Origin of the sequence: Enterococcus sp. C102(2024), from assembly GCF_040888205.1 — a bacterium.
GTDB classification, from domain to species: Bacteria; Bacillota; Bacilli; order Lactobacillales; family Enterococcaceae; genus Enterococcus; species Enterococcus faecalis.
The window spans coordinates 326936-346391 of record NZ_JBFOHH010000002.1; the positions used below are offsets into that span (position 1 = coordinate 326936).

Below are 19456 nucleotides of genomic sequence, written 5' to 3' on the forward strand. Positions count from 1 at the left end.
ATCCAATGGTTTCTTTTCTCAAGTATACCACAAGTCCGAAAGTTGCCTAGACCAAAAAACACAGAAGATCAGACTTTTTTGATAAATTGATTTTGGCATTTTGAACAAGTGACTTTGATTGTTCCTCGTCCTTTCGGCGCACGTAATGACTGCTGACATTTTGGACATTTAAAATAACGATATCCTTTCTGAGTCATGTGTCGCTTGCGAAAAGCATGAACCTTTTGCATTAGGCGTTGTTTTCGAAGAATAAACCGTTGATTTTCATTCAATCGCGGGTGAATATATTTTGAAAAAAAGCGATAATACACATAGGCAACTGTGATTAAAATCAATAATCGAACCCAAAGATAGCCAGTAAAAATATTGATGAGCGCCAGCACGACACTTGTTAGCAACAGCGTTCGATTCAATTCATCGAACCGTGCATAACGTCCTTGTAAAAATCGTTGCGCTTTTTTGCGCCAACGTAGAATGCGTTCAAACCAAATTTGGCCCATTTATCTTCCTTCTTTCGAGCATTATTTTTTGAATAAATGATGGATTTACAGAAACTTTCAATCAAAATTTACACTTAGTAAGTCCAAATTTTGAACAACTGTTGGTTATTTTCGATGGTATACTTCTAGAGAAGTCAGGTCAACCGATGAATGACTTCGTTGATAATAGCTACCGCTATTTTATACAAACTTAAACTGTCGATGGATAGATTATCCGATTTTAACTTAGGGGAAGGTTAAAATCCGATTCTATAATTTAGCACTACACTCCTTTATTTAGTAGCAACTTTAGCCTATCTATCCACATTTTAAGTCAAAAAGAAGCAAGTCCGGACTTGCTTCTTTTTATTTATCTTTCTAATTCTTCAATTTTCTTCTCAATTAACGCCAAGACATATTGACACGCTTCAGGATCTTCGACAAAATCATATTTATCGCCATCAATTTGAATTTTAGGACTTTCATCATAGTCTTCGTACCATTGATCATAACGCTCGTTCAACATTTGATAGTAATCATACAACGTTGGATCTGTCTCAATTTGTTCATAAGGACGGCCACGTTTTTTGATGCGTTCCAACATTTTGGGAAATGAAATACGAATGTGAACTAACAAATCAGGTCTTTTTTTATGCGCAGCATAAGGCAATTCTTGGAGCATGTTTTGTAATAAGTCATCGTACACTTTGACCTCTGTTTCGTTTGCACGACCTAAATCTGCATTTAAATGAAAAAGTAATGAATCTTCATAAATCGAGCGATCCAATACATTATTTTCATGCGTTAATGCTTGTTTAATACTATCAAAACGTTTATTTAAAAAATAAATTTGTAATAAAAATGCGTACTTTTCCGGTTCCGCATAAAATAAAGGTAATACCTCATTATCATCAACTGATTCGTAAAAGGCTTCTGAACCTAAACGGTTTGCAATTAAAGCTGTTAAACTAGATTTACCAGCGCCAATCGTACCTGCTAAAACAATCACTGCCATCGAACTCCCTACCTATTTTTTTCCATTTTATTTTTTATCTTCAACCAATTAAACATACCAAAAATTGAGTTAAAAGTATACATACAATACATAACAAATATCGCATAATCACCACCAGCGTGCGTCCCTGCTCGGAACCATAACAAAATTGAAAAAATATTTCCTAGTAGCCAAAACACGAATTGCGATTGATAACGTTTAATCATCAATAACATCCCTGTCGCTGAAACACTGAACGTGATTGCATCTAATGTTTGTTGCGCATCATTTACAAAACCTAACAAAATATATGCAGCTACGCCAATGAGCAGCCACGTGAAAAAGGCATACAACCACTGAATACCTTTTAAAACTTTTACTTCGGTTACTTGACCCGAGCCATCCTCGCTAGCCCGAAGCCAAGCATAAAGCCCTGTAATGTCCATAATAATATAGAAGCTTTGTAAAAGAACTTCGGCATATACCCGTGTCACTAACCCAAAATAGCCAATAATCACTGCACTGATTAACCCAAAAATGTAATTGCTGACTCTTCCTTGGGCAATTAAATTCACACAAATGATGCCGGCTAAACCACCTACTAACGTAATCCAATTCGATGGATTGATAGCAAATGCAATCAACTGTACCCCCACCATCAAAGCTAAAAACAAATAACTTCTCGTTTCCCAACCTTTAAAATCATTCACCAAAAAATTCTTATTCACGACAAATTTCCGACCTTCCTAAAACCAAACTTTTATCTGTTGACGTCTCAATAAGAGTACTCCGTTTTAAAAAACAAGTCAATCAGATTTCGGAATAAAAAGAAGATTTTAATACTATATATTGATTAAAAAAATAAAAAGACACTACATATAGTTATTTTGTAAGCTTTCTGATATCCTTAATTGCCACAATATTTTCTTCATCTTGTTTTAATCTTCTATGTAGTCATGGATTTGTTTCCATCTAATAATTCCTGAAGCAGAACCCTTTACGACGGTAGCGCTCCAAATTAATGTTGCGAAAGCGGAAGCAACCGCACATATTTATGCTTCAAACACAGCCATCGTTCACTCTTTTTATTGAAATGCTTAAAAATTGATGGCCTTATTTCTCGAATCTGGCCACTTATTAACTTATTACATGAAAACATTCGCCTAAAAAAGCAAAAAAAAAACGACTCACCTAAATAATCGACCTACAAACGGTTCCCTTTCGTTTGTAGGTCGATTATTTTTATTAGGTTTGATATGGATGTTTCGCCATCCCTAGTTTCCTTTACTGCTCATCTCTACTTATTTTTTTACTGTTTGTCAACAGCTCGTGGTCTGAAAGTACTATCCGTCCTTTGGTACTTTGTTCAAAGCTGTAAGCTTGCTCAAATAACGTTTGCTCTTTATTGGCAGTTTGTGTAAAAGTCAGCCCATAAGGTTGTCCTTCACTGTTTTTAGCCAAAGGAACCGTCAATTCAGGATATCCTGCCACGGCACTTAAACCCGTACCTTCAGAATCAATAAAGGCATATCCGTCTAATTGTTGTTTTTTCAGCAACGCATCAAACGTTTGCTGTGCTTTTTTAATGGTTGCTTGAATGACTTCTTTATCTGGTTGTTTCTTTTTAACATCTGCTTCTAATAAATCTTGCCCATACTTGGCACGAACCTTTTTATCTTGTTGATTATACGCAATTAATTCCTCCAGTGTTTTAAATGGTAAATCATAACGTTTCGCAAATTTTTCCAATGCAAACTTAAATTCATTGGAAATAACTGCCCCGCCATCAATCCCTTCCATATCTGGTGTTACCGGAATAACTTCTGCTCCTGCTTTTTGGAGGGCCTTTTTAGCAGTCGCAAATTCTTCTTCAGCACTTGGCATTTCTAGCAACCCAATGCGTTGGCCTTGTAAGTTATTTTTAGTAAATTTCGTTGAATCAATGCTCGGAACCGTGTCTTTCTTAAATGCATTATAGCCTTGTGCAGCATCAACGACACTTCGGGCAATCGGGCCAACTGTATCTAATGACGGTGCCAATGGCAAAACACCTTCGCCACTTACTGAACTGTGGGTCGGTTTAAAACCAACCACTGATTGATGAGAAGCGGGGGAAACAATCGATCCCATCGTCTCAGTGCCTAAAGAGAAGGCGCCGATATTCATCGTCACACTAGCCGCACTCCCAGAACTTGAACCTGAAGGTGTTATTTTGAGCGGCCCATAAGGATTAAGTGTTTGTCCATGTTTGGAACTATAGCCACTTGGTGCTTTCATTGACATATAATTCGCTAGTTCAGATAAGTTTACTTTTCCTAAAATCAAAGTTTGCGCCTCTGTTAACTTCTTAACTACTTCCGCATCTTCCTTAGGCTTGAACGTGCGTAAAGCATAAGCTCCTGCACTCGAAATCATGTTGGTCGTATTTATATTTTCTTTCAAAGTCACAGGAATACCATACAAAGGCTTCTTCGGTGTTTGAGAGGCTTGCTGATCAAATGCCTTTGCTTCCTTAATTGCTTGCGGATTGATTTCAGAGATGCTGTTCATGCCATTATCTATTTGATCGAACTGTAAAATACGGTCCAAATAAAACGCCGTAAGTTCTTCATAGGTCAATGTTCCGTCGGCAATCGCTTGCTGTAATTCAGTGATATTTTTTTCAATAATCAACGGTGCTTTGGTCCGAGCTTTTTGTACATCTGTTTCTTTTAATTGGTCTTCAATCGTTTTAACGATTCTCTCTTGATTGTACATTGCTGGGGTTTCTGCCTCAGGAGTGAACTTTTTGAGTATAAACCAATACGCTGCAGCGCCTATTATGACTAACAAAACAGCAATTATTCCGATTACTTTTAAAAATTTAGACATTTTTATCCTCCTATACCATTTAAAGATTATCTTACTATGTTTATTTTTGCATGACAACTAACAGTTTTGTTCGTTAAAAAGACAAAATAAAGAGTAGGACATCCGTCAAAACGACCGATGTCCTACTCTCTAACGATTAAGATAGTCCGCTAAATGCGTTTGTTTTAGTCTTTTGTGAAAGTTAAATATTGAGAATTTATTGTGTAATTCGTGTACCACTTTCTCCTTTGATTGCTTCCGAAGCTAATTCTAAAAGCCCGATAATCGCCTGGCGGTTTGGTTTACTTTCTGCAAAACTGATGGCCGCTTCCACCTTGGGTAACATACTACCTGGCGCGAATTGATTTTCTTCTATATATTGTTGCATTGCCGTAACCGTAACATCGGTCAAAGCTTGTTGATTTGCTTGACCAAAGTTAACAAAAACATGTTCTACTGCAGTTAATACCACAAAAACATCTGCTTCAATGAGTTCAGCCATTTTTGCTGCCGCAAAGTCTTTATCAATGACTGCATCTACACCATGATAGACTGGACCATCATAGGCAATAGGAACCCCGCCACCACCACAAGCAATTACGATCTGTCCTGCATCAACAAGTGTTCGCAAGCTAACTTTTTCGTAAATATCAACTGGTTTTGGCGAAGGAACTACCCGTCGCCAGCCTCGACCCGCATCTTCTTGATAGACGTTCCCAGTTTCCGCCATCAACTGTTTGGCTGTTTCTTCGTCATAATAACCACCAATTGGTTTTGTTGGTTTTGTAAACGCTGGATCTTTTGGATTCACCACGACTTGTGTAATTAACGTAACAACTGGTTGTTCCCCTAAATTTCTGGCTACTAGTTCCTCATCGATTGCTTGTTGTAAATGATAGCCAATATAGCCTTGGCTCATTGCTGTGCATTCAGGAAATGGCACGACATCTTCTGGAGATTGACTCGTTTCCTCAAAAGCTAAGCGAATTTTGCCAACTTGTGGCCCGTTGCCATGAGCAATCACCACTTGATGGCCTTGTTCAATTAAATCAACAATGGATTTTGCAGCGGTTTGTGCTTTTGCCAATTGTTCTTTCGAAGAATTTCCTAACGCATTTCCACCTAATGCAATCACTATTTTTGACATCTGTTTCCCTCCTAGCGCTTTGGTTCTTGTTGTGTGATACAGTGAATATTGCCGCCCCCATAAACAACTTCTACCGTATTAACGCCGACAATTTTTTTATCTGGGAACATCGTTTGAACTTGCTCTAAAGCCAAACGATCATTTTCATCACCATACTGTGGCACAATCACGCCATCATTTGTAATTAAAAAGTTCATATAGGATGCGATACAAATATCGCCATCTTCTCGTGGCATGGTTCCTTCCACGAAATCAATTTTGAAGGAGCCTTTAATGGTTACATTTTTGACAGGACAGCATAATTTGTGGACTTTTAATTGGCGTCCTTTAGCATCAGTCATTTTAAGCAAACGTTGATACGCATCTTGTGCCGCTTCATAAAATGGGCTATTTTGATCTTCGGTGTAAATACAAGCCACTTCACCAGGTGCAATAAAACAAGCTACATCATCTACGTGACCATTGGTTTCTTCTGGGTCAATTCCATCACCTAGCCAAAGAACTTTTTCAACATTTAAATAGTCGCATAATTTTTGTTCGATTGCTTCTTTTGAAAGTTGTGGATTTCGACCTTCACTTAATAAGCACATTTCTGTAGTCAAGACTGTTCCTTGACCATCTACGTGGAAAGAACCACCTTCTAAAACAAAATCATCTGTACGATAAGAATCTATATGCTCAATTTCACAAATTTTTTGTGCAACCAAATCGTCTTGGTCCCAAGGGAAATATAAACCATCTACTAATCCCCCCCAAGCATTGAATGTCCAATCCACACCACGGATTTCTCCATGGTCGTTAATGACAAATGATGGTCCACAATCACGGACCCACGCATCATTGTTTGACATTTCGTAAACCGTAATTTCTGGCGGCAATTGGCGACGGCAATTTTGAAATTGTTGTTGAGAAACCACCACATTCATCGGTGTAAATTGACTAATTGCTTTGGCCACATTAGTAAAAGCTTCTTGGACAGGTTTACCACCATCGCGCCAATTATCCGGTCTTTCTGGCCAAATCATCCAAACTTTCTCTTGTGGTTCAAATTCTCCTGGCATTCTAAAGCCATCTTGTTTAGGGGTACTTCCTACAATTCGTTTAGCCATTTTCTTTCGTTCCCTTCTTAATTTTTTTCACGTAAATAATTACTTCACCAAACAGAATAAAAATGATTGCCCCAATTGTGATTGGTAATTTTTCATTTAATGCTGCGGGACTAAAATCTAAAGGTACTGCTGTGAAAATCAGTGAAATAATAATCATAATCATTGGCAAAACCACTAAAACTTTTAAAAATCCTGGTTTTCCGTTAACTTTAAACGGACGTGGTGTATCGGGATCAATTTTTCTAAGCTTATAAAAAGCTGGGAAAACTGGGATATACGATAACAAGAATAGGACGACATTCAAGGAGAAAAAGGCCCAGAATAAATCTTGATTAGGTAAAATTGGTGCTAATACAATGACCACCGATGCCACAATGCCATTCATCAAAGCAGCCCCAATTGGCATGTCATTTTTCTTACTACGTTTTTCAAAAAATTTAGGCATGTCACCATTTTCAGCAGCATAACAAGCTGTATTATTGACTCCTAATGACCAAGAAATCATGTTGCCGAACAACGTAAGAAGGAATAGGAAAGCCATCAACATAATGAACCAACCTTCTGTCGAGCCTGTCAATAGTTTAAAGCTATCCATCATACCACTGCCGGTACTAATTTGATCGGTGGGAATCGCTACCCCAATTCCAAAGGCTGAAAAAATATAAATGGCCGCAATGACTAACCCCGCTGCTACAATAGCTTGTGGAATTTGCTTCTTAGGATTTTCCATATCATCTGCAAACGTACAGATGACTTCAAACCCTAACAAATTAAAAATGATTACAGAAATAAAAGATAAACTCCTTAAGTCAAACGTTGGTAGCATTGATTTCAAGGTAAATTCGTTGGCAACACCTTTCGTCAAGGCTACATACAATCCTAGTCCACCAATTAAGACAGCTAAAACCATCTTGATTACGGCAGCTCCATTTAGAATCCAGATACTGTCGCTGACTGGATAAAAACTAATCCAAACCACAATCCAAGTAAAAATTAATTCAACAATAATCATCATCGGTGTTGAAAACTTAATACCTGTAATTGTCGTTAATAGTTCTGGCGTCATAACGGCTAATGAAGCTAGCCACAATGGATAATTAATCCAATAATACCAAGAAACTCTGGCACCCCAACGATGACCATATGCTTTGGTCACCCAATCATAGATGCCCCCTTCACCAATATAAGTTGTTCCTAATTCTGATGAAATTAACCCATATGGCAATAGGAATGCAATTAATAAGAAAATCCACCAAAAAAACTGAGAATTACCAATTGCAGCAACAGGCGCCGCTGCTTCAGCAACGAAAACCACACAGATGACTGATAAAATGGCACTCGTTAAACTAAATTTCTTTTTCCCCTCCATGAAGACTCTTCCTCTCTTTATAAACTGTCCACTGATTCATTTTTTCAATCAGTGGACAGTTGGCCGTTAAATGCTTTGAGTGTCTAAGAAAACTTCTAGTTCTTTTTTCGCTTCTGCTTGCTTGATTAAATCATAAGGATTTTTTGCTTCATAATCATTCATAAGATATACTAATAAGCCACGAATAGATGTTAAACGGTTTTCTGCTTCATCGAAACAAATAGAATTTTTACCGTCAATCACTTCATCAGTTACTTCTTCCCCACGTGTTGCTGGTAAACAGTGCATGAATTTACAATTGGCTCCTGCCCGATCCATCATTTCTTGATTCACTTGATATTTTGGATAGAAAACCTTCATACGTTCTTCTTCAGATAATTCCGCTTCGTACAAGCCATACCAAACATCCGTGTACAAGAAATCAGCGCCTTCAACAGAACTTGCATCATCTGTGACCAAAAAGCTACCGCCTGAAACTTCACAATTTTTTGCTAATTTCGCTTGATGCTCTTCATTTAATTGGAAACCTTCTGGACCGAAGTGAACAAAATTCATGCCCATTTTTGTTGTGATTAATCCTAAAGAAAAACAAACTTGTGTTGCATCTCCGACAAAGACAACTTTACAATCTTCTAATTTTTTGCCTTCTGGTAAATGCTCAACCATGGTACACAAATCACCTAATTCTTGGGTTGGATGATTGTAATCAGACATACCGTTAATGACTGGGATGGTAGCACAATTCGCTAAATCAACAATACTATGGTGACGTTCCACACGAGCCATCAAAATATCTACTAAACGTGACAATACACGGCTGGTATCTTCAATCGTTTCATGTCCCCCTAATTGAATTTGACCAGGTGCTAAATATTCGCCATGTCCACCTAATTGTTCCATTGCAGTTTCAAAAGATACTCGTGTTCGAGTTGAAGATTGTTGGAAAATCATTCCTAAAGATTTGTTTTTTAACAGTTGCGGATAATACCCATTTTTAATCGCTTCTTTAATTTTTAATGATAAATCGACTAAGTAGTGCATTTCCTCTTTCGTATATGTTTCTGTTGTAACGTAATCTCTTTTCATGATGTGTTCCTCCTAAAAGTTGTTTTTGTTTACACATCGACTTTACCAAGTTTAGCGAAGAGTTTACTATCCGCCAAAAGTTAGAAAACGCTTTCTTTTTTGGCGTGATTTTTCATTAAAAAAAGTTTATTTATGGTTATAAACCATTGGTACACCAGGGGTTTATAAAAGTTTAGGCGGATTTCTCTCTAATTTCTGACCAATCATAGATTTGAAAATGGTATAATTATTTTGAAAAATCATTCACTTAAAATAAAAGATGAAAGGGGTTTCCAATCGTGACATTTGTTTTTATTTATAACATCTTGTTGATTATTTTATATTCGTTTACTTCAACCTTTACCTTAAATCTTTACTTGAAAAATAAACAACCTATTTTTTTATTGCTTCTCTTTTTAATGGTTATTTTTATTTGTGACAATGTGATTGTTTATATGACTGAGTTCATTAATTCGTTTGCAACCGAATATAATCAGACTTTTATGACCGCACCTTTTTTAAAGACCATCATTTTTATTTGTTGTAATTTTGCCTATCTGGCTATTATCAATACTATTAGTGGTCGTCCTTTTAAAAATTATCAATTTGTCTGGTTATTTTTAATTGGTTTATGGATGCTAGCTATTCCATTTTCACAAAATTCCGCCTTAAAAGTTTGGTTGTACTATTTACCCAATCAGCTATTTTTAATTTACCTTGGTTTCTATGCGCTCTATCAATTACGAATAGATCCTTTATCAGCCCTTGCGAAAAAATATCTTCGTTTTATTGGTTGGCTAAGCATTGGTTTCGGTGTGGCGATTCTTTTGGAAGATACCTTCGTTATTTTTAACATTGACCAATATTCTGATATTGTCTTTAAAATTAACAACCGAAACGTTTCTGAAGATATTTATACAATCATTCTCTCCATCGCCATTATCTACTTCTGTAATCGTGATTTTCCTCTGTCGGTTCTTGAAAAAGACGCTGCTAAATTGGAAGAAAATCAATCAGATGAACCCGTACTTTTGGCGCCTTTTTGTGATGCCTATCAATTAACGCAGCGAGAAAGAGAAGTGCTTTCGTTACTTTTAGAGTGCAAAACAAATCAAGATATAGCCAACGAACTATTCCTATCAATCGGGACAGTAAAAACACATATCCACAATATTTTCGTTAAATTAGAAGTAAACAAAAGAGCAGAAGTTTTTGTCAGTTATCAACTTTTTTCTCAACAACAAACTGAACATTTAGCGAGATAATCAAAAAGGAAGCCTCTCCGTGATCGGTGGCTTCCTTTTTGATTAACTATTTTCTTGTACTTGTCGAACTCGCTTTTCAATTTCTTGAAAGTTAATAATTTTAGCTTGGCGATGAATTTCTTTTCCTTCATAGTATAAGATAATGGTCGGTGCAGAAAAAGCATTTAATTGTCCAATTATTTCTGGACTTTTATCAGCTTCTGCAATGTATGTAGGAAATTCATATTTTGTTGCAATTTTTTCGACAATCGGTTTATCAACTGTACAAACACTACAATTTTTTGCTGTCAAAAAGACGGCTTGTAGACGATTGTCTGTAATTTTTTCTTCTAATTCTTCTAATGTTGTTACATATTCCACTGAATAGCCCTCCTTGTCTTTTGTCTAAAATAACAGATTTACTAGCAAAATAACAACTTATTTGTTTGGCTAGGAATGCTTTAACAAAAAAGTTGCCCCCCATTTCATTAATGGGAGACAACTTTTTACTGATAACCGCTTATTTATTAAAAATTTTAGGCCCTTTGCGCATGTTTTTACGATCATTTTTGGGAGTTTCCATTTTTTTAGAACGGCCACCACCTTGTTTCTTTTTAATTAATTCTAACATTTTTTCTTTTTCATTCATTTAATCCACCGCCTTTGTTAATAACGTGACAGATTCAATGTGGGTCGTTTGTGGGAAATTATCCACTGGTTGAATTTCTTTTGCTTCATAGCCACCTTCTGTTAATAATGCAATGTCGCGAGCGAGTGTGGCTGGATTACAGCTGACATAAACAATTCGTTCAGGTTGCGTTTCAATTAATGTGTTTACTAATTGACCGTCTAACCCTTTCCGTGGTGGATCCACCACCACAACATCTGGTTGCAAGCCATTTTCAACTAATTTTGGCAATAATTCTTCCGCTAAACCAGCCGTGAAAGTGGCATTCTCAATGTTGTTTAATTTAGCATTATTTTCTGCATCTTTGACCGCTTCTTCAATTACTTCAATACCGTAAACTTGCTTTGCATCTTGGGCTAAAGTTAAGCCAATCGTCCCAATCCCACAATAGGCATCCACCACAATTTCATTGCCTGTTAAAGCCGCATACTCTTTGACTTTTTGATACATCACTTCTGTTTGTTGTGGATTTACTTGATAAAATGAACGCGCGGAAATTTCAAATTTCAAATCAAAAATAGTATCTGTAATTTTTTCAGACCCATGTAATAAGATGGTTTCGTCGCCAAAAATGACATTGGTTCGTTTTGGATTTACATTTTGTACAATGCTGACTACTTCCGGAATAGCTTCCAAAATATCTGGCACAATTTTACTAATTGGGAATAATTTCGGTGTTCTCGTAATTAGAACAACCATCATCTCCCCAGTATGGTAGCCACGACGAACGACAATATGGCGTAAGTTCCCTGTATTATCAGATTCGTTATAAGGTTTTACGCTATATTTACGCATAATGTCACGGATTTTAACAATTGCTGTATCAATTTCTGGGTCTTGAATATAGAAATGTTCCATCGGAATTAAATCATGGCTATTTTTCCGGAAAAAACCTGTTTGTAGTTGGTTGTCAATTTTACGCACGGGAATTTGTGCTTTGTTCCGGTAATGCCACGGATCGTTCATCCCAATTGTTGGTAAAACAGGGACTTCTGGTAATTTAGCAACACGTTGCATAACATTTTCGACTTGTTGCGTTTTAAATGATAGTTGGGCGCCGTACGCTAAATGTTGCAACGGACTAATCCCTACTTTTGTAAAGTTTTCATCTTTCACGGGAACACGCTGTTCACTGCTTTTTAGGACAGTCAATACTTTCCCATAACCAAAACTTTTGCCTGTTTTTAAGACTTTGATTTCAAGTTTTTCACCTGGTAAGGCATTTTCAATAAACAATGGATAATGGTCCACTTTTGCCACGCCTAAACCTTCATGCGTCAAGTCAATGATTTCTACTTCAATGACGTCATTTTTCTTTACTGGATAATTTTTCATAAGTCGCTCCTTCTTTTTATACACTTCACTCATTCTAATGAAAATACCTAAGAAAAGCAACAACGAATTTTCATGGCGATTTAGCAATTTCGTTTGAGCTTTTTAGGTAAATAAAAGAATGAGATCCTTTCCTTTAGTCAAAAAATAGCCAATGAAAGATCTTATCAACTAAATCTTTCATTAGCTATTCACGGACTACCTAGTGCTTTTCTTTTTCGGCAATCTTTCCATCGCCATCAATATCTTCGTCTGTTAGTCGTTCAACTTCTTTGACAAATTCTTTGCTGGCTTCGTTATATGCTTCTTCCTCTTCGTCTTCTGATTCTACGACAATCTCATCGCTACCAGTTAAGACAGAACCCATAATTGCATTGGACGGCAGTGCATCACCATTTGCAAAAATTTCAATGTGTTGATGCATATTTTTAAAGGTCATTGGAGCATCGCCTCCATATTCACCATCTAAATTAATCATCATTTTATTGTTCTTTTCTAACGTTTCTGCATGTAAATAGCTGGTCTTTGTATAGATTAGTCGATGATCTTCAACATGCTTTCCACCATTTAACATTAACGCAACTAAATGAAGAATCTCAAAAATATTGGCTGTTTTTACAATGATTAATGAAAACTTACCATCATCTAATTTAGCGTCTGGTACGATTTGCTCGAAACCACCCACCGAGTTAGTCAGCCCTAGGAAAAACATTGATGCATTGCCTTCGTACACACCTTCATCATACGTCATGCGCATTTTAATCGGCTTCACTCGCGGCAACATTTCGGCTCCTTTGGCTAAGTACGCTAAATAACCAAAAATACTTTTCAACTCTGATGGAACTTCATAAGTCAGTTCCGTTAAATGACCACCAGCCGCAATATTGATAAAGTAATTTTTGCCAGCTTGGCCAATATCCATTTTGACAGTCTGATTTTTTTTAATCACTTCTGCTGCCTTAACGATATTATCACGAGGAATCTTCAATGCCCGTGCATAGTCATTCGTCGTTCCAGCAGGAATAATGGCCATTTTAGGGCGCCGCTTCAACGGAGCAATCCCATTCACGACTTCATTAATGGTCCCATCTCCACCTGCTGCTACTAGTAAATCAAATCCTGCACGCGCAGCACGATGTGCTTCATTGCGTGCTGAATTTTCTTCTGGTGTGGTCGCAAATGCACTGGCTTCATAACCACATTCTTCTAAAATAGATAAAATATCGGCTAAGTTCTTTTTGATTAACTCTTTTCCTGACGTTGGATTATAAATCACTCTAGCTTTTTTCATGGTTTGCCTGCTACTTTCTTATCGTTTTGAAAGCTCTTCTTGCAATAACTTGTTAACCACACCTGGGTTTGCTTGTCCACGAGTTGCTTTCATAATTTGTCCAACAAGGAAACCAACTGCACGGTCTTTTCCGTTTTTAAAGTCATCAATTGATTGTTGGTTGTTGTCTAAAACTTCGTTAATCATTGGTAATAATTGCGCTGGATCAGATAATTGAACAAGGCCTTTTGCTTCGACAACTTCTTTAGCATCTCCACCGTTTTCAATTAACTCTTTGAACACTTTCTTCGCAATTTTCGAGCTGATTGTGCCATCGTTAATCAAAGTAATCATACCCGCTAGATTTTCTGGTGTTAGTTTAGTATCGGCTAATTCAACTTTTTCACTGTTTAAGTAAGCAGAAACTTCGCCCATTAACCAGTTTGATGCTTGTTTCGCATCTGCACCGTTTGCTAAAGTTGCTTCAAAGAAATCTGACATTTCTTTCGTTAAAGTCAAGACCATTGCGTCGTATTCAGGTAACCCTAATTCACTGATATAACGGGCACGACGTGAGGCTGGCATTTCTGGCAAACTAGCGCGAACTTTTTCAATCCATTCATCATCAATTGAAAAACGAGGAACATCTGGCTCTGGGAAGTAACGGTAGTCACTTGAGCCTTCTTTAACACGCATAAGCAACGTTGTACTAGTTGCTTCATCAAAGCGGCGTGTTTCTTGTTGAATTTCGCCACCAGATAATAGGACTTTGGCTTGGCGTTTTTCTTCATAAGCTAAACCTTTTTTTACAAAGTTCATGGAGTTCAAGTTCTTTAATTCCGCTTTAGTACCAAATTCTTCTTGACCATACGGACGTAAAGAAATATTGGCATCACAACGCATAGAACCTTCTTCCATTTTCACATCAGAAACTTCTGTAAATTGGATAATTGAACGCAACGCTTCTAAATACGCATAGGCTTCTTCTGGTGAACGCATGTCTGCTTCAGAAACAATCTCAATTAAAGGCGTGCCTTGACGATTCAAGTCTACATAAGAATAGCCATCTGTGCCGTGAATATTTTTCCCAGCATCTTCTTCTAAATGCACTCGTTCAATGCGAATTTTTTTCTTTTTGCCTTCGACTTCAATTTCAATCCAACCATCATGTCCGATTGGTTGATCAAATTGAGAAATTTGATACGCTTTAGGATTATCTGGGTAGAAATAGTTTTTACGATCAAAATGAGTTTCTTTTGAAATTTCACAGTTCAAAGCAAGAGCTGCTTTCATCCCAAATTCTAAAGCACCTTTATTCATCACAGGTAAAACACCTGGGTAACTCCAGTCAACTACATTTGTGTTGCTATTTGGTTCTGCTCCGAAATGCGCTGGCGCAGAGGAGAAAATTTTAGAGTTGGTTTTTAATTCTACGTGGACTTCTAATCCAATGACAGTTTCAAAGTTCATTAATCGTTCCCCCCTAAAATGACTGGTTTTTTCGTATGGAAATCTGTCGCTTGTTCAAAGGCGTACGCTGCTTTGTACATTGTATGTTCGTCAAAATGTTTCCCGATAATTTGTAAACCAACTGGCAAGCCTTCTGAGAATCCTGCTGGAATTGACATGCCTGGTAGTCCTGCTAAGTTGACAGGAATGGTTAAAATATCATTCATATACATTGTGATTGGATCATTGATGTTTTCCCCTAGACCAAAGGCAACTGTTGGTGTGGATGGGCCAATGATTAAGTCATAATCCGCAAAGACATTCTCAAAATCTTGTTTGATTAGTGTACGGACTTGACCAGCCTTTTTAAAGTGCGCATCATAATAACCAGCACTTAAAGAGAATGTTCCTAACATAATCCGACGTTTAACTTCTGTTCCGAAACCTTCAGAACGTGAATTAACATAGACATCTTCTAGATTTTGGACATTTTCGGAACGGTACCCGTAACGAATGCCATCAAAGCGTTGTAAGTTTGAACTTGCTTCTGAAGAGGCAATAATATAATAAACCGCTACGCCGTATTTAGAATGTGGCAAACTAACTTCTTCCACCGTTGCGCCTAAAGATTTAAATGTTTCTGCTGCTTTTAATACCGCTTCACGAACATCCGATTGTACCCCTTCACCTAAGTATTCTTTTGGTAAAGCAATTTTCATGCCTTTGATGTCGCCAGTTAAATCTGCCGTAAAATCAGGAACAGAAACGCCCGCAGAAGTGCCGTCTTTTTCGTCATAACCACTAATTGCATTTAAAGCTAAGGCATTGTCTTTAACATTTCGTGTCAATGGACCAATTTGGTCTAAACTTGAAGCAAAAGCAATCAAACCAAAACGAGACACACGTCCATATGTTGGTTTCAAGCCCACAATACCGTTGAATGCGGCTGGTTGGCGGATACTGCCACCTGTATCGCTCCCTAAAGAAACTGGGACTTGTCCGGCTGCGACAGCAGAAGCTGAACCACCAGAAGAACCACCAGGGACTTTCGTTTGATCCCAAGCATTTTTTGTTTTCTTAAAGTAAGACGTTTCCGTACTTCCGCCCATGGCAAATTCATCCATGTTCAATTTTCCGACTGGAATCATATCTGCTTGATAGACTTTATCCATCACGGTCGCATCATAAATTGGGTCAAAATTGTGTAACATTTTTGAGCCAGCTGTTGTTAAAATATCTTTTGTGACAATGTTGTCTTTAATCCCAATAGGAATCCCAGCTAATGGATTACTTTCAGTGATGCCTTTTAAGTCAATCGCTTTGGCTAATGCCATTGCTTTTTCTTCACTAACTGTAATAAAAGAACCTAGTTGTTCTTCTGTATCTTGAATACGATTTAATGTTTCTTCGGTTAAATCAACTGCAGTGATTTCTTTTGAAACCAATAAATCATGTAACTCTGTTAACGATTTGTCGTATAATTTTTCCATTAGGCTCCTGCCTCCCCGTTATCCATAATTGCAGGCACTTTAATGTAACCATTCTCTGATTCCGGAACATTCCGCATTAATTCTTTACGGTCCATTCCTGGTGTCGCTACGTCTTCACGCATAACATTGATTGATTCATTCACATTTGAAGTAAAAGGAACCCCGGTTGTATCTACTTCTTCTAGTAATTCCACCATATCAATAATTTTATCTAGTTGATTGGTAAAGTCCGCTAATTCTTCTTCGGAGAAAGATAATTTTGATAATTTAGCGACATGTTTGACTTGTTCTTCTGTAATTGCCATAGATACCCTTCTTTCTATCATTTACTGAAATTTTCATTTTCAGATTAATCAATTGGATTGTATTTCTTTAAACAGCTTAGCACAGCTGTTCACTCTGTTCCCATTCTACCATAAAATGGTCGGATATTTTAGATGAAACCTTGAATTTCATTGATAATTTGTCGCTCGCAAAAATGACGGAAATATGTTATTATGAAAATGAAAAGAGAGATATGCAGGAACATACCTCTCTAATAGCCACTACCAGTTATAAGAACTGGTGGCTTACTGAGTTATTGGTTTTATTTCAAACGCTTAACCGTTCAGCTCCTCAAAGCTTATGAACGGTTATTTTTGTTGTCTAAGACAAGCGCTAAGATACCGAAGATAATGGTCACAACAAGTGTTGCAAAACCAATCATCAGTCCCAACGCTGCTTCAACGGACAAAAATATTGCTCCTTTCATTAAGATAAGAAGAATTGCGCATAAGCATCAACCTCCTTTCTCAACTCAGAAAGTCCTCGTTCATATAACTTTTATGACTAAAATAAGTATACCATCAAATTACTACATAAAATCTGACAACGTTAATTTGTCTTCTTAAAAATGACTTGCATCTAACGCATCGACCATTTCTTGTTCATTCCAAACGGTCACGCCTAAGCTTTCAGCTTTGGTTAATTTACTGCCAGCATCTTCGCCAGCAACCACAATGTCAGTTTTTTTCGAAACACTCCCTGTAACTTTTCCACCAAGATTTTCAATTTTTTCTTTGGCTTCTTCGCGAGTGTACTGCGTTAATTTTCCTGTTAAAACAACTGTTTTGTCTTTGAAAGGTGACTCCACTTCTGCTAATTGCTCTGTCCGGAGACCTTTATATGTCAAGTTCACTTGGGCTTTTTCCAGTTCAGCCATTAATTCATGAACTTCCTCATTTTCAAAATACGTCACAACGCTGTCGGCGATTGTTTCACCAATTGAATCCAAAGCCACAATTTCTTCCGCAGTTGCTCGACTTAAGGTTGATAAATCACCAAAATGCTCCGCTAAAATTTTCGCCGCTTTCGCCCCCACATGGCGAATCCCTAAGCCAAAAATCAAACGTTCGACAGAGTTTTCTTTACTCCCTTGAATGGCAGTATAAATGTTGTTTGCTGATTTTTCTTTGATTTTATCCAAAGTCATTAATTGTTCTTCTGTTAAGAAATACAGATCCGCTACGTCTTTCACTAATCCTTTGTCATACATTTGTGCTAACACTCGTGGCCCCAAGCCATCAATGTTCATTGCGTTTCGTGAGACAAAGTGATTCAGCCCTTCTTTAATTTGCGCAGGGCATTTTGGATTAATACAACGTAACGCCACTTCCTCATCTAAATGCACCAACTCACTATGACAAATCGGACAATGTGTCGGCATTTCATAAGGCTGACTATCGGCTGCACGTTTTTCAACTAGGACTTGCGCTACCTCTGGGATAATATCGCCGGCTTTGTAAATAATAACATGATCATTTAAACGGATATCTTTCATTTGAATAAAATCTGCATTATGCAAACTTGCCCGACTAACCGTGGTTCCCGCTACTCGTACAGGAGCCATGACCGCAGTAGGAGTGACTACCCCCGTGCGCCCAATTGTCCATTCAATATCTTCCACTACTGTCTCTGCTTCTTCTGGTGGAAATTTGTAGGCAATCGCCCAGCGAGGTGCTTTGACAGTGAAACCTAATTCATCTTGTAACGCAAATTCGTTCACTTTAATCACAATTCCATCGATTTCGTATGGCAAAGTGCTCCGCTTTTCATGGTATTCTTCAATGTAGGCCCAAACTTCATCGATTGACTGACATAATTGCCGTTCGGGATTGGTTCTAAAACCAATTGCAGAAAGCTCTTCTAATGCCTCAAACTGCGTCTTCGCTTTCATTGGCCCAAAATCAGCAACTGTGTATAAAAACGTATTTAAGTTCCGTTTCGCCACAATTTTTGTATCTAGTTGGCGCAAGCTTCCCGCCGCTGCATTCCGAGGATTGGCAAAAATATCTTGGCCATTTTCTTCACGTTCTTCATTCAATGCGACAAAGGATTGTTTAGGCATGTAGCACTCGCCACGAACTTCCACTGAAATGGGCTCCGTTAAACGCATCGGTACAGAGCGAACCGTTCGTAAGTTCTCTGTAATGTTTTCACCAACCGTTCCATCGCCTCGTGTTGCTCCGCGTACAAACACCCCGTTTTCATAACGTAATGAAATTGCTAACCCATCAATTTTCAACTCGCAACAGTAAGCAACGGGTTTACCAATCGCCTTACGAACACGTTCATCAAAAGCAAAAATATCTTCCTTGCTAAACCCATCATTTAAACTATACATTGGAATGTCATGCGGAGCTTTTTCAAAACCAGATAAAACTTTGCCACCTACACGTTGTGTCGGCGAATCTGGCGTGATTAAATCAGGAAACTCCGTTTCAATATCGACTAACTCTTTATACAAACGATCGTAAACATAATCTTCTACGGATGGTTGATCTTTGACATAATATTCATGGGAATATTGATTGAGTTGTTTTCTTAATTCTTGCGCACGAGTTGTCGCCGCCGTTAATGTTAATGGTTGTTGTTCCATCGTAGAACTCCTCCTCATAAGTGTAATGCTCTTATCGTCTTTTTAACACATTT

Annotated in this window: 19 protein-coding genes; 2 read left to right on the forward strand and 17 right to left on the reverse strand. The window is 37.6% G+C overall.

Features of this window, described 5'->3' with window-relative positions:
• Nucleotides 1–68 precede the first annotated feature (68 nt).
• The 8 genes from AB3I34_RS06165 to ptcA all read right to left on the reverse strand — a co-directional run bounded on the left by AB3I34_RS06165 (nt 69) and on the right by ptcA (nt 9034).
• Nucleotides 69–500, reverse strand: a complete 432-nt coding sequence (locus AB3I34_RS06165) for a hypothetical protein (protein ID WP_010712016.1) — start codon at nt 498–500, stop codon at nt 69–71.
• Between the two features lie 349 nt (nt 501–849).
• Nucleotides 850–1494 carry a deoxynucleoside kinase gene (locus AB3I34_RS06170; protein ID WP_002355594.1) on the reverse strand — a complete coding sequence of 215 codons (645 nt, stop codon included), beginning with the start codon at nt 1492–1494 and terminating at the stop codon, nt 850–852.
• An 8-nt stretch (nt 1495–1502) separates the two neighbouring features.
• The gene (gene pnuC / locus AB3I34_RS06175) at nt 1503–2201 is read right to left on the reverse strand and encodes a nicotinamide riboside transporter PnuC (RefSeq protein ID WP_010712015.1); all 699 of its coding nucleotides are present in this window, start codon (nt 2199–2201) and stop codon (nt 1503–1505) included.
• 556 nt (nt 2202–2757) lie between these two features.
• Nucleotides 2758–4344, reverse strand: a complete 1587-nt coding sequence (locus AB3I34_RS06180; protein WP_010712014.1) for an amidase family protein — start codon at nt 4342–4344, stop codon at nt 2758–2760.
• A gap of 196 nt (nt 4345–4540) precedes the next feature.
• On the reverse strand, nt 4541–5470 hold the full coding sequence (arcC, locus tag AB3I34_RS06185; RefSeq protein ID WP_002375959.1) for a carbamate kinase: 930 nt from the start codon (nt 5468–5470) through the stop codon (nt 4541–4543).
• 11 nt (nt 5471–5481) lie between these two features.
• Nucleotides 5482–6579, reverse strand: coding sequence for an agmatine deiminase (gene aguA / locus AB3I34_RS06190; RefSeq protein WP_010712013.1), 1098 nt, complete (start codon nt 6577–6579; stop codon nt 5482–5484).
• Nucleotides 6572–7948, reverse strand: a complete 1377-nt coding sequence (locus tag AB3I34_RS06195; protein WP_002355588.1) for an APC family permease — start codon at nt 7946–7948, stop codon at nt 6572–6574. Before AB3I34_RS06195 ends, aguA begins: the two co-directional genes overlap by 8 nt.
• A gap of 66 nt (nt 7949–8014) precedes the next feature.
• Nucleotides 8015–9034, reverse strand: a complete 1020-nt coding sequence (gene ptcA / locus AB3I34_RS06200) for a putrescine carbamoyltransferase (protein WP_002355587.1) — start codon at nt 9032–9034, stop codon at nt 8015–8017.
• A 398-nt stretch (nt 9035–9432) separates the two neighbouring features.
• Between ptcA and AB3I34_RS06205 the strand changes: the two genes are divergently transcribed.
• Complete coding sequence (locus AB3I34_RS06205) at nt 9433–10278, forward strand: helix-turn-helix transcriptional regulator (RefSeq protein ID WP_002419993.1); 846 nt, start codon at nt 9433–9435, stop codon at nt 10276–10278.
• 42 nt (nt 10279–10320) lie between these two features.
• Here the strand turns inward: AB3I34_RS06205 and AB3I34_RS06210 are convergent, their stop codons facing one another.
• From AB3I34_RS06210 to AB3I34_RS06245, 8 genes are all read right to left on the reverse strand, one after another.
• Complete coding sequence (locus AB3I34_RS06210; RefSeq protein WP_002355583.1) at nt 10321–10638, reverse strand: thioredoxin family protein; 318 nt, start codon at nt 10636–10638, stop codon at nt 10321–10323.
• Between the two features lie 139 nt (nt 10639–10777).
• The gene (locus AB3I34_RS06215; RefSeq protein WP_002355577.1) at nt 10778–10906 is read right to left on the reverse strand and encodes a hypothetical protein; all 129 of its coding nucleotides are present in this window, start codon (nt 10904–10906) and stop codon (nt 10778–10780) included.
• Entirely contained in the window at nt 10907–12280 is a 1374-nt protein-coding gene (rlmD, locus tag AB3I34_RS06220; protein WP_010712012.1) for a 23S rRNA (uracil(1939)-C(5))-methyltransferase RlmD, read from the reverse strand.
• Between the two features lie 199 nt (nt 12281–12479).
• Nucleotides 12480–13568, reverse strand: a complete 1089-nt coding sequence (locus tag AB3I34_RS06225) for a diacylglycerol kinase (protein WP_002355572.1) — start codon at nt 13566–13568, stop codon at nt 12480–12482.
• Nucleotides 13569–13586: 18 nt separating this feature from the next.
• Entirely contained in the window at nt 13587–15017 is a 1431-nt protein-coding gene (gatB, locus tag AB3I34_RS06230; RefSeq protein ID WP_002358703.1) for an Asp-tRNA(Asn)/Glu-tRNA(Gln) amidotransferase subunit GatB, read from the reverse strand.
• Nucleotides 15017–16486 (reverse strand): Asp-tRNA(Asn)/Glu-tRNA(Gln) amidotransferase subunit GatA, encoded by a 1470-nt coding sequence (gatA, locus tag AB3I34_RS06235; RefSeq protein WP_002419989.1) that lies wholly within the window; start codon nt 16484–16486, stop codon nt 15017–15019. The genes gatB and gatA overlap by 1 nt, the downstream gene beginning before the upstream one ends.
• Nucleotides 16486–16791 carry an Asp-tRNA(Asn)/Glu-tRNA(Gln) amidotransferase subunit GatC gene (gene gatC / locus AB3I34_RS06240; protein WP_002355569.1) on the reverse strand — a complete coding sequence of 102 codons (306 nt, stop codon included), beginning with the start codon at nt 16789–16791 and terminating at the stop codon, nt 16486–16488. Before gatC ends, gatA begins: the two co-directional genes overlap by 1 nt.
• 317 nt (nt 16792–17108) lie before the next feature.
• Nucleotides 17109–17201 (reverse strand): putative holin-like toxin, encoded by a 93-nt coding sequence (locus AB3I34_RS06245; RefSeq protein WP_306291989.1) that lies wholly within the window; start codon nt 17199–17201, stop codon nt 17109–17111.
• Here AB3I34_RS06245 and AB3I34_RS06250 point away from each other — a divergent pair.
• On the forward strand, nt 17161–17376 hold the full coding sequence (locus AB3I34_RS06250; protein WP_306291988.1) for a hypothetical protein: 216 nt from the start codon (nt 17161–17163) through the stop codon (nt 17374–17376). The two genes, AB3I34_RS06245 and AB3I34_RS06250, sit on opposite strands and share 41 nt — an antisense overlap.
• On the opposite strand, the gene ligA is transcribed toward AB3I34_RS06250, so the two are convergent.
• A complete protein-coding gene (gene ligA, locus AB3I34_RS06255; RefSeq protein ID WP_002375948.1) occupies nt 17373–19403 on the reverse strand; it encodes an NAD-dependent DNA ligase LigA in 2031 nt (676 codons plus the stop codon). The two genes, AB3I34_RS06250 and ligA, sit on opposite strands and share 4 nt — an antisense overlap.
• Between the last annotated feature and the right edge of the window lie 53 nt (nt 19404–19456).

Excerpts from the sequence above, each read along its gene's own strand:
- AB3I34_RS06165 (WP_010712016.1), bottom strand. The coding sequence starts at position 500 with ATGGGCCAAATTTGGTTTGAACGCATTCTACGTTGGCGCAAAAAAGCG.
- AB3I34_RS06170 (WP_002355594.1), bottom strand. The coding sequence starts at position 1,494 with ATGGCAGTGATTGTTTTAGCAGGTACGATTGGCGCTGGTAAATCTAGT.
- AB3I34_RS06180 (WP_010712014.1), bottom strand. The coding sequence starts at position 4,344 with ATGTCTAAATTTTTAAAAGTAATCGGAATAATTGCTGTTTTGTTAGTC.
- arcC (WP_002375959.1), bottom strand. The coding sequence starts at position 5,470 with ATGTCAAAAATAGTGATTGCATTAGGTGGAAATGCGTTAGGAAATTCT.
- aguA (WP_010712013.1), bottom strand. The coding sequence starts at position 6,579 with ATGGCTAAACGAATTGTAGGAAGTACCCCTAAACAAGATGGCTTTAGA.
- AB3I34_RS06195 (WP_002355588.1), bottom strand. The coding sequence starts at position 7,948 with ATGGAGGGGAAAAAGAAATTTAGTTTAACGAGTGCCATTTTATCAGTC.
- ptcA (WP_002355587.1), bottom strand. The coding sequence starts at position 9,034 with ATGAAAAGAGATTACGTTACAACAGAAACATATACGAAAGAGGAAATG.
- AB3I34_RS06205 (WP_002419993.1), top strand. The coding sequence starts at position 9,433 with ATGGTTATTTTTATTTGTGACAATGTGATTGTTTATATGACTGAGTTC.
- AB3I34_RS06215 (WP_002355577.1), bottom strand. The coding sequence starts at position 10,906 with ATGAATGAAAAAGAAAAAATGTTAGAATTAATTAAAAAGAAACAAGGT.
- rlmD (WP_010712012.1), bottom strand. The coding sequence starts at position 12,280 with ATGAAAAATTATCCAGTAAAGAAAAATGACGTCATTGAAGTAGAAATC.
- AB3I34_RS06225 (WP_002355572.1), bottom strand. The coding sequence starts at position 13,568 with ATGAAAAAAGCTAGAGTGATTTATAATCCAACGTCAGGAAAAGAGTTA.
- gatB (WP_002358703.1), bottom strand. The coding sequence starts at position 15,017 with ATGAACTTTGAAACTGTCATTGGATTAGAAGTCCACGTAGAATTAAAA.
- gatA (WP_002419989.1), bottom strand. The coding sequence starts at position 16,486 with ATGGAAAAATTATACGACAAATCGTTAACAGAGTTACATGATTTATTG.
- gatC (WP_002355569.1), bottom strand. The coding sequence starts at position 16,791 with ATGGCAATTACAGAAGAACAAGTCAAACATGTCGCTAAATTATCAAAA.
- AB3I34_RS06250 (WP_306291988.1), top strand. The coding sequence starts at position 17,161 with ATGGTCACAACAAGTGTTGCAAAACCAATCATCAGTCCCAACGCTGCT.
- ligA (WP_002375948.1), bottom strand. The coding sequence starts at position 19,403 with ATGGAACAACAACCATTAACATTAACGGCGGCGACAACTCGTGCGCAA.